This is a genomic window from Streptomyces blastmyceticus (assembly GCF_039521185.1).
GTDB classification, from domain to species: domain Bacteria; phylum Actinomycetota; class Actinomycetes; order Streptomycetales; family Streptomycetaceae; genus Streptomyces; species Streptomyces blastmyceticus.
This window is the reverse complement of record NZ_BAAABW010000018.1, coordinates 171960-184685: the sequence shown is the minus strand read 5'-3', so window position 1 is coordinate 184685 and position 12726 is coordinate 171960. Positions and strand designations below refer to the sequence as shown.

Annotated in this window: 13 protein-coding genes and 1 riboswitch; of the genes, 3 read left to right on the top strand and 10 right to left on the bottom strand. The window is 72.2% G+C overall.

The genetic code is table 11. The annotated features are described in order from the left end of the window. Positions 1–7: 7 nt before the first annotated feature. The 7 genes from ABD269_RS18020 to bioB form a co-directional block, all read right to left on the bottom strand. On the bottom strand, positions 8–1021 hold the full coding sequence (locus tag ABD269_RS18020) for a hemolysin family protein (RefSeq protein ID WP_344118999.1): 1014 nt from the start codon (positions 1019–1021) through the stop codon (positions 8–10). Continuing rightward, a complete protein-coding gene (locus ABD269_RS18015) occupies positions 1018–2361 on the bottom strand; it encodes a hemolysin family protein (protein ID WP_344118997.1) in 1344 nt (447 codons plus the stop codon). Before ABD269_RS18015 ends, ABD269_RS18020 begins: the two co-directional genes overlap by 4 nt. A gap of 197 nt (positions 2362–2558) precedes the next feature. Next, positions 2559–3434 (bottom strand): LLM class F420-dependent oxidoreductase, encoded by an 876-nt coding sequence (locus ABD269_RS18010; protein WP_344118995.1) that lies wholly within the window; start codon positions 3432–3434, stop codon positions 2559–2561. Between the two features lie 76 nt (positions 3435–3510). Beyond that, a complete protein-coding gene (locus tag ABD269_RS18005; protein WP_344118993.1) occupies positions 3511–4218 on the bottom strand; it encodes a class I SAM-dependent methyltransferase in 708 nt (235 codons plus the stop codon). A 90-nt stretch (positions 4219–4308) separates the two neighbouring features. After that, complete coding sequence (bioD, locus tag ABD269_RS18000; RefSeq protein WP_301889484.1) at positions 4309–5028, bottom strand: dethiobiotin synthase; 720 nt, start codon at positions 5026–5028, stop codon at positions 4309–4311. Between the two features lie 223 nt (positions 5029–5251). Next, a complete protein-coding gene (locus tag ABD269_RS17995) occupies positions 5252–6556 on the bottom strand; it encodes an adenosylmethionine--8-amino-7-oxononanoate transaminase (RefSeq protein ID WP_344118990.1) in 1305 nt (434 codons plus the stop codon). Further along, positions 6549–7751, bottom strand: a complete 1203-nt coding sequence (gene bioB / locus ABD269_RS17990; protein WP_344118988.1) for a biotin synthase BioB — start codon at positions 7749–7751, stop codon at positions 6549–6551. The genes ABD269_RS17995 and bioB overlap by 8 nt, the downstream gene beginning before the upstream one ends. Before the next feature lie 197 nt (positions 7752–7948). Between bioB and ABD269_RS17985 the strand changes: the two genes are divergently transcribed. Further along, positions 7949–9100 (top strand): 8-amino-7-oxononanoate synthase, encoded by a 1152-nt coding sequence (locus ABD269_RS17985; RefSeq protein WP_344118986.1) that lies wholly within the window; start codon positions 7949–7951, stop codon positions 9098–9100. A gap of 2 nt (positions 9101–9102) precedes the next feature. Here ABD269_RS17985 and ABD269_RS17980 read toward each other — a convergent pair whose 3' ends face one another. Together ABD269_RS17980 and ABD269_RS17975 are read right to left on the bottom strand one after the other, a co-directional pair. Beyond that, on the bottom strand, positions 9103–9357 hold the full coding sequence (locus ABD269_RS17980; protein ID WP_344118984.1) for a DUF397 domain-containing protein: 255 nt from the start codon (positions 9355–9357) through the stop codon (positions 9103–9105). A 9-nt stretch (positions 9358–9366) separates the two neighbouring features. Next, a complete protein-coding gene (locus ABD269_RS17975) occupies positions 9367–10236 on the bottom strand; it encodes a helix-turn-helix domain-containing protein (protein WP_344118982.1) in 870 nt (289 codons plus the stop codon). A 241-nt stretch (positions 10237–10477) separates the two neighbouring features. Here ABD269_RS17975 and ABD269_RS17970 point away from each other — a divergent pair, with 241 nt between their 5' ends. Further along, entirely contained in the window at positions 10478–10918 is a 441-nt protein-coding gene (locus tag ABD269_RS17970; RefSeq protein WP_116210455.1) for an ATP-binding protein, read from the top strand. Between the two features lie 57 nt (positions 10919–10975). On the opposite strand, the gene ABD269_RS17965 is transcribed toward ABD269_RS17970, so the two are convergent. Further along, complete coding sequence (locus ABD269_RS17965) at positions 10976–11446, bottom strand: C40 family peptidase (protein ID WP_116210454.1); 471 nt, start codon at positions 11444–11446, stop codon at positions 10976–10978. Positions 11447–11450: 4 nt separating this feature from the next. Beyond that, positions 11451–11616: riboswitch (cyclic di-AMP (ydaO/yuaA leader) on the bottom strand. A gap of 805 nt (positions 11617–12421) precedes the next feature. Between ABD269_RS17965 and ABD269_RS17960 the strand changes: the two genes are divergently transcribed. Continuing rightward, complete coding sequence (locus ABD269_RS17960; RefSeq protein ID WP_301889493.1) at positions 12422–12724, top strand: urease subunit gamma; 303 nt, start codon at positions 12422–12424, stop codon at positions 12722–12724. The last annotated feature ends 2 nt before the right edge of the window (positions 12725–12726 follow it).

The window sequence follows — 12726 nt, the reverse complement described above, 5'->3', positions numbered from 1 at the left end:
CGCGGCCCTAGGAGCGCTGCCCGACCAGCTCGCGCAGCACGTCCTCCAGGGTCACCAGCCCCACCGGCCGGTCGTCGTCACCGATGACCGCCGCGAGGTGGGTGCCGGTGCCGCTCATCGTCGTGATCACGTCGTCGAGCGGGGTCGCCGCCCGTACGGTCGCGATCCGGCGCATCCGCTGCAAGGGGAACGGCTGGTCGCGCGGGGTGGTGTCCAGCGCGTCCTTCACATGGATGTAGCCGATGAGCCGGCCGGTGTCGTCGAGCACCGGGAAGCGGGAGAAGCCGGACTCCGCGGAGAGCCGCTCCAGCTCCTCGGGCGTGACCCCGAGCGGTACGGAGACCACCTGCTCCACGGGGGTGACCACGTCCTTCACCGGGCGCGTGCCCAGCTCCAGGGCGTCCCGCAGCCGCTCGGTCGCGCGGTCGTCGAGCAGCCCCGCCGCGCTGGAGTCGGCGACGATCCGGGCCAGCTGGTCGTCGGAGTAGGTCGCCGCCACCTCGTCCTTCGGCTCGACCCGCATCAGCTTCAGCAGGGCGTTGGCGAGCGAGTTGATGGTGAAGACCACCGGGCGCAGCGCCCGCGCCAGGGTGACCAGCGGCGGGCCGAGGAAGAGGGCGGTGCGCACCGGCTCGGCGAGCGCGACGTTCTTCGGGACCATCTCGCCGAAGAGCATGTGGAGATAGGTCGCCACGGCCAGCGCGATCACGAACGACACCACATGGATCAGCCCGGCGGGCAGTCCGGCGGCGTGGAAGACCGGCTGCAGCAGATGGGCGATGGCGGGCTCGGCGACCACACCGAGCACCAGGGTGCACAGCGTGATGCCGAGCTGGGCGGCGGCCATCAGCGCGGAGATGTGCCGCAGGCCCCACAGCACGCTGCGGGCCCGCCGGTCGCCCTGGTCGGCGTACGGCTCGATCTGGCTGCGGCGCACGGAGATGAGCGCGAACTCGGCGCCCACGAAGAAGGCGTTGACCACGAGGGTGGCCAGGCCGATGATCAGCTGGACGACGGTCATCGGCCCGCCTCCTCTCCGGTACGGGGGCCGTTGCCGGGCACCGGGGCGGCGAGCCGGACCCGGGCCGCGCGGCGGCCCGCGGCGTCGACGACGTCGATCCGCCAGCCCGCGATCTCGACGGTGTCGCCCACGGCCGGGATCCGGCCGAGCTCGGTGGCGACCACTCCGGCGAGTGTCTCGTACGGGCCGTGCGGCGCGCGCAGCCCGATGATCTCCAGCTGGTCGGTCCTGACCGCGCCGTCGGCGTCGTAGAGCCGGCGGCCCTCGGCGTCCGTGCCGGCGGGGGCCAGGTCGGGCAGCTCGTCGGGGTCGTGCTCGTCGCGGACCTCGCCGACGACCTCCTCGACGATGTCCTCCAGGGTGACCACCCCGGCCGTGCCGCCGTACTCGTCGATGACGACGGCCATGGTGCGCCGGCCCGACAGCCGGTCCAGCAGCCGGTCCACCGTCAGCGACGTGGGGACGAGCAGCGGCTCGCGCAGCATCGTGGTGACGGGGTGCTGGGGGCGCTGCTCCGCCGGTATCGCCAGGATGTCCTTGACGTGGGCGGTGCCGATGACGGAGTCGAGGTTGCCGCGGTAGACGGGGAAGCGCGAGAGCCCGGTCGCCCGGGTGGCGTCCACGACGTCCTGGGCGGTGGCGTGCGAGTCGAGCGCCGTGACCTGGACGCGGGGCGTCATCACGTTCTCGGCCGTCAGCTCGGCGAGGTTCAGCGTCCGGATGAACAGCTCGGCGGTGTCCGCCTCCAGCGCGCCCTCCTTGGCGGAGTGCCGGGCGAGCGCGGCGAGCTCCTGCGGGCCGCGCGCGGAGGCCAGCTCCTCGGCGGGCTCCAGGCCCATCCGGTGCAGGGCACGGTTCGCGGTGTTGTTGAGGTGCCGGATCAGCGGGCGGAAGGCGGCGCTGAAGGCGCGCTGCGGCCCGGCGACCTTCTTGGCCATCGGCAGCGGGCGCGAGATCGCCCAGTTCTTGGGGACCAGCTCACCGATCACCATCAGGACGACCGTGGAGAGCACGGTGCCGAGGACCAGCGCGGTCGAGGAGGCCGTGGCGCGGGACAGGCCGAGCGCCTCCACGGGGCCGGTGAGCAGCGCCGCGATGGACGGCTTGGAGATCATGCCGATGATCAGCCCGGTGACGGTGATGCCGAGCTGGGCGCCGGAGAGCTGGAAGGTCAGGGTGCGTACGGCCTTGAGCGCGCTCTGCGCGCCGCGGTCGCCCTGGGCGGCGGCGCGCTCCAGCTCGCCGCGTTCGACGGTGGTGAGCGAGAACTCCGCCGCGACGAAGACGGCGCACGCCAGCGTCAGCAGCAGGGCCACCGCCAGGAGCAGCACTTCCATCATCGGTTCCACACCTCCGTCCCATGATCGGACAGGGCAGGGAGGATCGCGCGATGTCGGCTACTGGGAGGCTCGCCCATGGGCGGACGCTCACACCTTTCGAACAAGTGAAGGTACGGGTGACCATCCATGGTAAAGGACGGGCAAAGCGGTGAGTGGGTCAGGGGGCGCGGCACCCGCGCCCCCTTCCGGTGCGGCCGTCAGGGGCGCAGCTCCTCCATCACCCGGGCGAACGCCTCCATGTTCGGCTCCAGGACGGTGAAGTAGGTGAAGCCGTAGCGCTCGCGGTGCCCGCGCACCTGCTCGGCGATGTCCTTGACCGAGCCGGCCAGCACCGCCGGGTGCTCGATCAGCTCGTCCTCGGTGAGGTCCGGGGCGTACTCGCCGAGCTTGCGCGCGGTGGCCCGCCGGTCCGCGTCGACGGCCACGACGTGCGACAGGTAGTTCAGCTCGGCGGGCGTCTCGCGGTCGGCGGCGAACTCGTGGTAGACGGCCATCCGCTCCTCGATGACGGCCGGGCTCAGCAGCCGCAGGGCGCCGGGTTCGGTCGTGGCCCCGGTGAAGGCGGCGATGTCGGCGTATCGCGCGGCGAGCCGCAGCATGCGCTTGCCGTTGCCGCCGAGCAGCAGCGGCGGGCGCGGCGCCTGCGCGGGCTGCGGTATGTGCTCCGGGTCGCCCAGCAGCCGGGCCAGCTCGGTGACCGTGTGCTCCAGGTGGTCCACGCGCTCGCGCGGCGAGCCGAACGGCAGCCCCGCCCTGTCGTGCTCCTCCTTCACATAGCCCGCGCCCAGTCCGAGTTCCAGGCGCCCGCCGGTGAGCTGGTCGGTGGTCGCCACCTCGCGCGCGAGCAGGGCGGGATTCCACAGCCCGGCGTTGAGCACGAAGGTGCCCAGGCGCGGCCGCTCGGTCGCCTCCGCCGCCGCGACCAGCGACGGGAACGGTGCGGGCATGCCGAGGTGGTCGGGCGCGAGGATGACGTCGTAGCCCAGGGACTCGGCCCGGCGGCACTTCTCGCGCCACTCGGCGGCGGAGCCGGGCGAGAGCATGTTGACGGCGAAACGGAACGGACGTGTCATGAGGGCCCCCTTGATCGTTCTCTGCCAGGAATATTAACGGAGGTTCCCTCCGCTTATTGCCTGCCGGTGATCCGGTTCACGGACCGGTGCCGTCGCCCGGCGCGGCCCGCTCCCGCTCGGCCGGGCGCCGGGCCACCCCCAGCACACAGGGCGAGGCCGGGGTCGGCACCCTGCTCGCCGGGACCCGCAGCCGCCGGTACGCCCCGAGCTCGAAGCCCGCCGCCTCGATCGCCGCCAGCGGATCCCTGGCCGTGTGGCACCCGCCGAACAACACAGGCCACACCGTGGCGTCCAGCGCCAGCTGCACCGTCCCCAGCACCGGGCCCTCCGCCCGGCCGTGCTCGAAGAACCGCAGCTCGCCACCCGGCCGCAGCACCCGCCGCAACTCCCCGAGCGCCCGCCGCACATCCCGTACGGAACACAGCACCAGCGACGTCACCGCCGCGTCGAACGCCTCGCTCTTGACCGGCAGCGCCTCCGCAGACCCCGGCACGACGTCGACCGGAACGCCCGCCCGGACCGCGGCGTCCACCGCGCGTCTGCGCAGCAGCCGTTCGGGCTCGATCGCCACCACCTCGGAGACCGTGTTCGGGTAGTGCGCGAAGTTCAGGCCGTTGCCCGCGCCGATCTCGATCACCCGGCCCGACAGCCCGGCCAGCAACTCCCTTCGGTGCGCGGCCACGCCCGCGTGCTCGTCGACGACCGGGCTCAGCTTCGCGTAGAACCGGGCGAACACCGGATGGTGCACGGTGTCGTGCGGCGTCGTGGTGGACCGGAGCGACATGGCACACCCCTTCCCGGGGATACGACGGTTACCGCGATTCTTCCCCCGCCCGGCCCACCCGCACCTCCGGCACTCTTTCGGGTTCCGGTACTACCGGCCGTGGCCGGCCGCCGCGAAACGGGTCGCGTCCCAGGTGCCGTCGAGCTCCGGCGCCAGCCAGCCGGGGGCCGCGGCACGGAAGTCCGCGGGCGACAGCGCGCCCGCACCCTCCGGCACGGCACCGAGCAGCGGCGCGCCCGCCGCCTCGGGGAGGTCCGCGAGGTTGCAGCGGGCCGCGAGGCCGGGATCCGCGGGCCAACTGCCGATCACGACACCCTGACAGCGCAGGCCACGGGCGCGCAGCGCCTCCGCGGTGAGCGCGGTGACGTTGAGCGTGCCCAGGCCCGCCTGCACCACGAGCAGCACGGGGGCGGCCAGCAGGCCCGCCACGTCCGCCAGCGTCGAACCGGCCTCGTCGAAGCGGACGAGCAGCCCGCCCGCGCCCTCGACCAGGACCAGGTCGTGATCCCCTGCGAGACGGATCGCGGCCCGCTCGACCTCGCGCGGCCGCACGGGCGCGCGGCCCGCCCGGCGGGCGGCGGTCGCGGGGGCCAAGGGGTCGGGAAAGCGGGCGAGTTCGGCACCGGTGACCGGGCCGGCGAGCCGCTGCACTTCCGCGATGTCTCCGGGTTCGTCAGGGGTGACGCCGGTCTGTGCGGGTTTGAGGACGGCGACGGTGCGGTGGGCGGCTGTCGCCGCTGCCGCGATGGCCGCGGTGACGATGGTCTTGCCCACTTCGGTGTTGGTGCCGGTGATGACCGTGACGGTCATGGTTCTCTGCCTCCGTTACGTTGTTTGTTCCCCAGCCCCGCGAAGCGGCTGCGCCGCTTGTCCTCAAACGCCGGACGGGCTGGATTTTCCAGCCCGTGGGGGCACCTCCCAGCGGTAGCTGGGGGAGCAACGGACCCGCAGCCGGGGGTCCGGGGCACGCGCCCCGGTTTCGGGAAGGGGCGGGGTGGGGGAAAGCTCGCCGCAGGCGGCATCCGGGGAGCCCTCACCCCACCCGCGCGGCCGCGCACACCGCCGTGCAGATCCGGGCCACATCCGAATCACCCGTCACATATGGCGGCATCGTGTAGATGAGGTTCCGGAACGGCCGGAGCCAGACCCCCTCGCGCACCGCCGCCCGCGTGGCCGCCGCCACGTCCACCTCGTGGTCGAGCTCGACCACGCCGATCGCGCCGAGCACCCGCACGTCCCGTACCGAGGGAAGTGACGCCGCGTCGGCGAGCCCGTCGCGCAGGGCGGACTCGATGCGCTTGACCTCCATCTGCCAGTCCTGTGACAGCAGCAGGTCGATGGACGTGCACGCCACGGCAGCCGCCAGCGGGTTGCCCATGAACGTCGGGCCGTGGGCCAGCACCGGGACCTCGCCCCGGGAGATGCCGTCCGCGACCCGCGCCGTGCACAAGGTCGCGGCCATCGTGAGATAACCGCCGGTCAGCGCCTTGCCCAGGCACATCACATCGGGGGTGATCCCCGCGTGCTCGGCTGCGAAGAGCCGGCCCGTACGGCCGAAGCCGGTGGCGATCTCGTCCAGGACCAGCAGCACGCCGTGCTCGTCGCACGCTTCGCGCAGCACCCGCAGATACACCGGGTCGTGGAAGCGCATCCCGCCCGCGCCCTGCACCACCGGCTCCACGATCACGGCGGCCAGCTCGTGCGCGTGGCGCGCGACGACCTCCCTCAGGTGCGCCGAATAGGCGGGCACCGCGTCCGTGTCGTAGTCGTGCGGGGGCGCGTCCGCGAACACCTGCCGGGGCAGCGCCCCCGACCACAGCTCGTGCATCCCGCCGTCCGGGTCGCACACGGCCATCGGCTGCCAGGTGTCCCCGTGGTAGCCGCCGCGCCAGGTCATCAGCCGGTGCTTCTCCGGCCGGCCGGCCGAGCGCCAGTACTGCAGGCACATCTTCACGGCGACCTCGACCGACACCGAACCGGAGTCGGCGAGGAAGACGTGTTCGAGGCCCTCGGGCGTGATCTCCACCAGGCGGGCCGCGAGCCGCACGGCGGGCTCGTGCGTGAGCCCGCCGAACATCACATGGCTCATCCGGCCCAGCTGTTCCTGCACGGCCGCGTTGAGGACGGGGTGGTTGTAGCCGTGGACGGCGGACCACCACGACGACATCCCGTCGATCAACTCGTCCGCGCCGTGGGCCGGTTCGGCGAGCCGCAGCCGCACCCCCGACGCGGACGCGACGATCAGCGGCTCCTGACGGCCCGGCATCGGGCCGTACGGGTGCCAGACGTGCTGCCGGTCGAGGGCGAGCAGCTCACCGGGGGCGAGGGGGTCAGGCATTGGGCGGCAGGTCCGTCCCCGCGCCGCGGCGGCGCACCGCGACCAGGTCCGTGCGCACCTCACCGGCGCCCGGAGCCGGAGCACCGGCCTCCGCGACGACGGCGGTCTCCGGCGCGGCCTCGGCAGCGCCGTCCCCGCACGGCCCGCAGCCGCCACCGCCGTGCCCGCCGCAGCCGCCGGCCAGGGCGTCGGCGCGGTGCTCGGGCAGGGTCGTGGTGTCCGCGCCCTCCACCTCGAAGCCCGCGTCCTCGATCATCGCCAGGTCGGTCTTGCCCTCCTGGCCCTCACTGGTCAGGTAGTCGCCGAGGAAGATGGAGTTGGCCAGGTGCAGGGCGAGCGGCTGCATCGACCGCAGGTGCACCTCGCGCCCGCCCGCCAGCCGGACCTCCACGTCCGGGCAGACGAACCGCACCATGGCCAGGATCCGCAGCGCGCGCTGCGGGGTGAGGTTCCACTCCTTCGCCAGCGGTGTCCCCTCGAAGGGGATGAGGAAGTTGACCGGCACCGAGTCCGGGTCCAGCTCGCGCAGCGAGAACACCACGTCGACGAGGTCCGCGTCGGTCTCGCCCATGCCCGCGATCAGCCCGGAGCAGGCGGACATGCCCGCCGCCTGCGCCTGCTGCACGGTGTCCACGCGGTCGGCGTAGGTGTGCGTCGTGGTGATGCCGCCGTACGTGGCCTCGGAGGTGTTCAGGTTGTGGTTGTAGGCATCCGCACCCGCGGCGCGCAGCCGCTCCGCCTGCCCGGCGGAGAGCAGCCCGAGGCAGGCGCACACCTCGACGTCCTCGTTCTGTTCCTTGATCGCCTCGATGGTCCTGGTGACCCGGTCCACGTCCCGGTCCGTCGGCCCGCGCCCACTGGCGACCAGGCAGACCCGCTTCGCACCGCCCGCGACACCGGCGGCCGCGGCCTGCGAGGCCTCCTCCGGCTTCAGCCAGGTGTACTTGAGGATCCCGGTCGTGGAACCGAGCCGTTGCGAGCAGTAGGAGCAGTCCTCCGGGCAGAGCCCGGACTTGAGGTTGACCAGGTAGTTGAGCTTCACCCGGCGCCCGAACCACTTGCGGCGCACCTTGCCCGCGGCAGCCACCACATCGAGCAGTTCGTCGTCGGACGTCGCCAGTACGGCGAGCGCCTCTTCACGGGTCGGCAGCTCCCGCCGCAGCCCCTTGTCCACCAGCGTGTTCAGCAGGTCCATGGCGGAGATCCTTACGCACCGCACCGCCCCGGGCCAATGGAGATATCGCACAACAGCCGCCTTTTGAGGTGTGTGTATTGCCACACCCTGCCCGGACACGGCGAGGACTACGTTCTATGCACTGCATACAAACAGGGCCCTCGGGCCCACGCACTCCCGCAGGCGACCGACGCACCACGGAACGAGAAGGACGGCCGATGCCCCAGGACCCGTTCGACTGGATCGACCGGCACCACGAGCGCCGCCTCGCCGCCGGTCTGGTGCGGGACCTGCGCCCGCGCCCCGCCGATTCGCCGCTGGTCGACCTGGCGGGCAACGACTATCTGGGGCTCACCCGGCACCCCGAGGTCACCCGGGCGGCCGCCGACGCCGCGCTGCGCTGGGGCGCGGGCTCGACCGGCTCGCGGCTGGTCACCGGCAGCACCGCGCTGCACGCCCGGCTGGAGGAGGAACTGGCCGAGTTCTGCGGGTTCGAGGCGGCCCTGGTGTTCTCCTCGGGTTACGCGGCCAACCTCGCCGCCGTCACCGCGCTCACCGGGCCGATGGACAACGGCACCCTGGTGGTCTCCGACGCGGGCAACCACGCCTCGCTCATCGACGGCTGCCGGCTCGCCCGCGCCGAGACGGCCGTCGTCCCGCACGCCGATCCGGCGGCGGTCCGCAAGACGCTCGACGCCCACGGCGGCCGCGCGCTGGCCGTCACCGACTCCGTCTTCTCCGTCGACGGCGACGCCGCCCCGCTGGCCGCGCTCGCCGACGCCTGCCGGGCGCACGGCGCGGCCCTGCTCGTGGACGACGCGCACGGTCTGGGGGTCCTCGGCGACGGCGGCCGCGGCGCCGTGCACGCGGCGGGGCTGGCGGGCGCGGGCGACGTCGTCACCACCGTCACCCTGTCCAAGTCGCTGGGCAGCCAGGGCGGCGCGGTCCTCGGCCCCGCCCGGGTGATCAGGCACCTCGTCAGCAACGCCAGGACCTTCATCTTCGACACTGGCCTCGCCCCGGCCGCCGTGGGCGCGGCCCTGGCGGGCCTCGGGGTGCTGCGCCGCGAGCCGCAGCGCGCGGCCCGCGCCCGCCACGTCGCCCGCGAGCTGCACCGGAGAGTGACGGCCGCGGGTCTCGAAGCCGTACGCCCCGACGCGGCGGTGGTGTCCGTGCGGGCGCCGTCCCCCGAGGCGGCGGTGCGCTGGGCGGCCGACTGCAGGACCGCGGGTCTCGCGGTCGGCTGCTTCCGGCCGCCGTCCGTGCCCGACGGGGTCTCGCGGCTGCGGCTGACCGCCCGCGCGGACCTGTCGGACCGTCAGGTCGAGGAGGCGGCCGGCACGGTCGTACGGACCGCACCGGCCGTCTGACGTCAGGTCGCGCCGTCGGGGCGGTCGAGGGGACGGAGGGAACCGTCGCACAGTCCTCCGACGAAGGAGGACCAGGCGGCGGGGGAGAGCAACAAGGCGGACAGGGCGGTGTTCTTCGAGTCGCGCACGGCCAGGAGCCCCGGGCCCAGGCCGGCCGTCTCCACGCAGTTGTTCATTCCGGTGCTGTAGCTGCTGCGTCGCCACACTGCGCCGCACAGAGCCGATTGAGAAGGTACGTACCGAGGCATTGCGGACATGGTGCCTCCTTACGCGCCGCCGTTGATCCCGGCGATGAAATCCAGCGAGTTCTCGTGCGAGAGGGCGTGCGCCCGCAACGTGGTGAATGCCGCGGCGTACGCCCGGAGGTCTTCTTTCCGCTCCAGGTAGAGGCTACTCGTCAAATGGTCGAGAACAACCACGTCCAGATCAGCAATGCGCGGAAATGAGAAAATAACAAAAGGCCCTGTGATGCCAATGTGGCCGCTCCTGGAGAACGGCAGTACATGCAGCCGCACATGGCGCAGCGAACCCGTTTCCACCAGGTGCCGCAACTGCCCGGCCATGACCTCCCGTCCGCCTACCTCATGGCGGAGCACCGCCTCGTCCAGCACGGCGCACAGCTCCAGCGGACGGTCGCCGCGGAGCACCGACTGCCGCGCCATGCGCACCCGCACCAGCTTCTCCACCTGCTCCGGCGGCGGGTCGTTGAGCGCCGCCCGGGTGACGGCCCTGGCGTAGGCGGGAGTCTGGAGGAGTCCCGGCACGACCGTGGTCTCCAGCGTGCGTAACCGCGACGCCTCCGATTCCAGGCTGATGAAGTCCAGATAGGCCGGGGGCAGCAGATTGCGGTAGGCGTACCACCAGCCCCGGCGGGCGCCCTCCGCATCGGCGGTGCCCGCGCCGCACAGCGCCCCCAGCAGCGCCCGCAGTTCGGGGTCCGACACCCCGTACGCGTCCAGCAGGAGCGCAACGTCCGAGGACTTCACGCCACTGCTGCCCGTCTCGATCCGGCTGATCTTCGACTGGTGCCAGCCCACCGCGTGCGCGGCCTCCAGGCTGGTCAGTTTGGCGAGTTCGCGCTGGCGGCGCAGCTCCCCGCCGAGTTTGCGGCGGCGCACCGCGGGTCCGTTTCGCATAGCCCTGCCTCCGCCTGTGGTGAACATGGTGTTTCTCGTCAATAGACCAGTGTGCCGTCCATATCCGGTCTGTCGTCGTAGAGTTCACCGCTTCGAGCGACAGATATATGCACATCTTGAGGGATCGCCCGCATCACCACCGTTTTCGGTGGCAGTCTGTCGCTCAGAGCCGTCCGGGAACGCTCTCGACTTCACGACGCATTGCGTCGGAGTCCGTACCCGGCGGGAAAGGGACAGCGTCATGGCAGACCACCAAGAAGCCACCGTCACTCTGCCGAGCGCCCCCGCCTCGGTCTCCACCGCACGCCGCTATGTGGCCGGTGTGCTCGCGGACTGGGGGCTGCCGGGCGACACGGACACCGCCGAGACCGTACGGCTGATCGTCTCCGAGCTCGCCACCAACGCCGTGCAGCACACCCGCGGCCAGTCGCCCACCTTCACCGTCGACGTCCGGCTCGAACTCGACCGGCAGTTGCGGATCGGGGTCACGGACAGCCACCCGCGCTTCCCCCGCCGACTGCCCGCCGCCGTCCAGCAGGACAACGGACGGGGCATGGTCATCATCCGCTGCCTCACCGCGGAGCGCGGGGGAAGACTCTTCTTCACCCCGAACCCCGACGGCGGCAAGACCGTGTGGATCTCGCTGCCCTGGACCGTGCCCGCCCTCAGCGCCGAGCGCTGAGGCGCGGGCCGGGCCCCCGCACGCCGTGCGGGGGCCCGGTGCGGCGCGTGGGATCGGTCAGTCCACCCGGCCGTAGAGGACGCTGTTGCTCCAGATCCGCTCCAGGCGGACCACCGCCCCGGTCCTGGGCGCGTGCCAGATCTTGCCGTCACCCGCGTATATGCCCACGTGGTAGACGCCCCGGCCGGACACGAAGAACACCAGGTCCCCTCGTTCGCGGTCGCCGCGGGAGATGTGGGTGGTCCGGTTGTACTGCTCGGCGGCGGTGCGGGGCAGGGTCTTCCCGGCCCGCTTGAAGGAGTAGAGGGTCAGGCCCGAGCAGTCGAAGCGGTAGGGGCCGGTCGCACCCCACTGGTAGGGGGAGCCCTGTTTCGAGGCCGCGATGTGCAGTGCGTTGGTGGCGACGGTCGATGCCTCTGCCCCCGTCGCGCCGCCCGGCACCAGCACCGTGGCACCGACGGCGGCGAGCGTGAGGGCCGAGGCTGCGCCGGCCCTGGACATCATTGACGGACGTTTGTGCGCGCCCATGTGCCAACCCTTCGTCAGCCGCCTGTGAAGGATGACCTGTCGGGTTCGGGCAGGCGAAGAATGCCCGGCCGTGTCAACGGCTTCACCCCAAGGGCCGACCGCACTACTCTTGGTCGTCCCACCGTGCTCGGGTCCTCCATCCCCACCGGTGCGTTCGGTCGACCCGGCATCCAGACAGCGGCGGGGTTCGGCGTCCGCCTGGACCGCCCCGCCGGGATGGCGGGGTCTTGTCGTCGACGGGATCTTGGCGCAGCCCAGGTACGGATTCCGAGCGGAACCAGAGGTATGTGAGGCTGCTCACTCCCGGGCAATTCCGCTGGACACGACGGGGATTGTCCGGTTCGGGAAAACCCTGTTGAGCCCCTGGCCTGGGGCCCGTCGGCACCGCTCCGGCGCGGCGTGCGTGCCCGGTTGAAATCGATCACCGCGCGCCGTCTACGACACCGTCCGGCGTCTGGGGGAGCGGTGTTTATTCGCCCGCCGACCCGTGATCCATGGGTGTGGGCGGGAGTGTGAGCGGGACCGCGCCCCGACGCGCCCGCCGCGCCCCCGCCGGGACCGGCATCGCGCGCGCCAGGGTGCCCCCGAGTAACTCCCGGCCGCCGCCCTCGAACACGGCTGCGAGGGACTTCGGCGGCCCGGCGCCGGCGACGGGCGCGGTCTGCGGTGCCCGTAGCCTGCCGTACGTGTCGTGCGGGAGGAGCGGAGTGATCCGGCCCAGGAGATCCCGTAGGTGCAGACGGCAGCTGCACGAACCCTTGGCCCTGACCGCCGGGTCCGCCCGGCCGTCGGGACCCGCGCCCTCACCCCTGGCCATGGATGCGCAAAGAGTCAGTTAACGCGTTGGAAAAGGTTCCGCTCTAATCTGCAATCCCTGGCTGTCCGATGAAGAAGCCCAGGTCAACAGTGTGTAGAACTCTTGTGTGCCCCCATTGGGTTCCGCTAGGGGGCCTGGTTCGTCAGTGAGGTGGACGCATGCAACTCTCCCCGCATGAGCAGGAACGCCTGCTTCTCCATGTGGCCGCCGACGTAGCCGAGAAGCGCCGGGCCCGTGGGCTGCTGCTCAACCACCCCGAGGCGGTGGCCCTGATAACCGTTCATGTCCTCGAAGGCGCCCGCGACGGCCGGACCGTCGCCGAGCTGATGTCCTCCGGGCGCAAGGTGATCGGCCGCTCCGAGGTGATGACGGGCATCCCCGAGATGATCCGCGAGGTCCAGGTGGAGGCCACCTTCCCGGACGGCACCAAGCTCGTCACCGTCCACGAACCCATCGGCTGAGG

Excerpts from the sequence above, each read along its gene's own strand:
- ABD269_RS18020 (WP_344118999.1), bottom strand. The coding sequence starts at position 1,021 with ATGACCGTCGTCCAGCTGATCATCGGCCTGGCCACCCTCGTGGTCAAC.
- ABD269_RS17970 (WP_116210455.1), top strand. The coding sequence starts at position 10,478 with ATGGCAGACCACCAAGAAGCCACCGTCACTCTGCCGAGCGCCCCCGCC.
- ABD269_RS17975 (WP_344118982.1), bottom strand. The coding sequence starts at position 10,236 with ATGCGAAACGGACCCGCGGTGCGCCGCCGCAAACTCGGCGGGGAGCTG.
- ABD269_RS17995 (WP_344118990.1), bottom strand. The coding sequence starts at position 6,556 with ATGCCTGACCCCCTCGCCCCCGGTGAGCTGCTCGCCCTCGACCGGCAG.
- ABD269_RS18010 (WP_344118995.1), bottom strand. The coding sequence starts at position 3,434 with ATGACACGTCCGTTCCGTTTCGCCGTCAACATGCTCTCGCCCGGCTCC.
- ABD269_RS17980 (WP_344118984.1), bottom strand. The coding sequence starts at position 9,357 with ATGTCCGCAATGCCTCGGTACGTACCTTCTCAATCGGCTCTGTGCGGC.
- ABD269_RS18005 (WP_344118993.1), bottom strand. The coding sequence starts at position 4,218 with ATGTCGCTCCGGTCCACCACGACGCCGCACGACACCGTGCACCATCCG.
- bioB (WP_344118988.1), bottom strand. The coding sequence starts at position 7,751 with ATGGACCTGCTGAACACGCTGGTGGACAAGGGGCTGCGGCGGGAGCTG.
- ABD269_RS18015 (WP_344118997.1), bottom strand. The coding sequence starts at position 2,361 with ATGATGGAAGTGCTGCTCCTGGCGGTGGCCCTGCTGCTGACGCTGGCG.
- bioD (WP_301889484.1), bottom strand. The coding sequence starts at position 5,028 with ATGACCGTCACGGTCATCACCGGCACCAACACCGAAGTGGGCAAGACC.
- ABD269_RS17985 (WP_344118986.1), top strand. The coding sequence starts at position 7,949 with ATGCCCCAGGACCCGTTCGACTGGATCGACCGGCACCACGAGCGCCGC.
- ABD269_RS17960 (WP_301889493.1), top strand. The coding sequence starts at position 12,422 with ATGCAACTCTCCCCGCATGAGCAGGAACGCCTGCTTCTCCATGTGGCC.
- ABD269_RS17965 (WP_116210454.1), bottom strand. The coding sequence starts at position 11,446 with ATGGGCGCGCACAAACGTCCGTCAATGATGTCCAGGGCCGGCGCAGCC.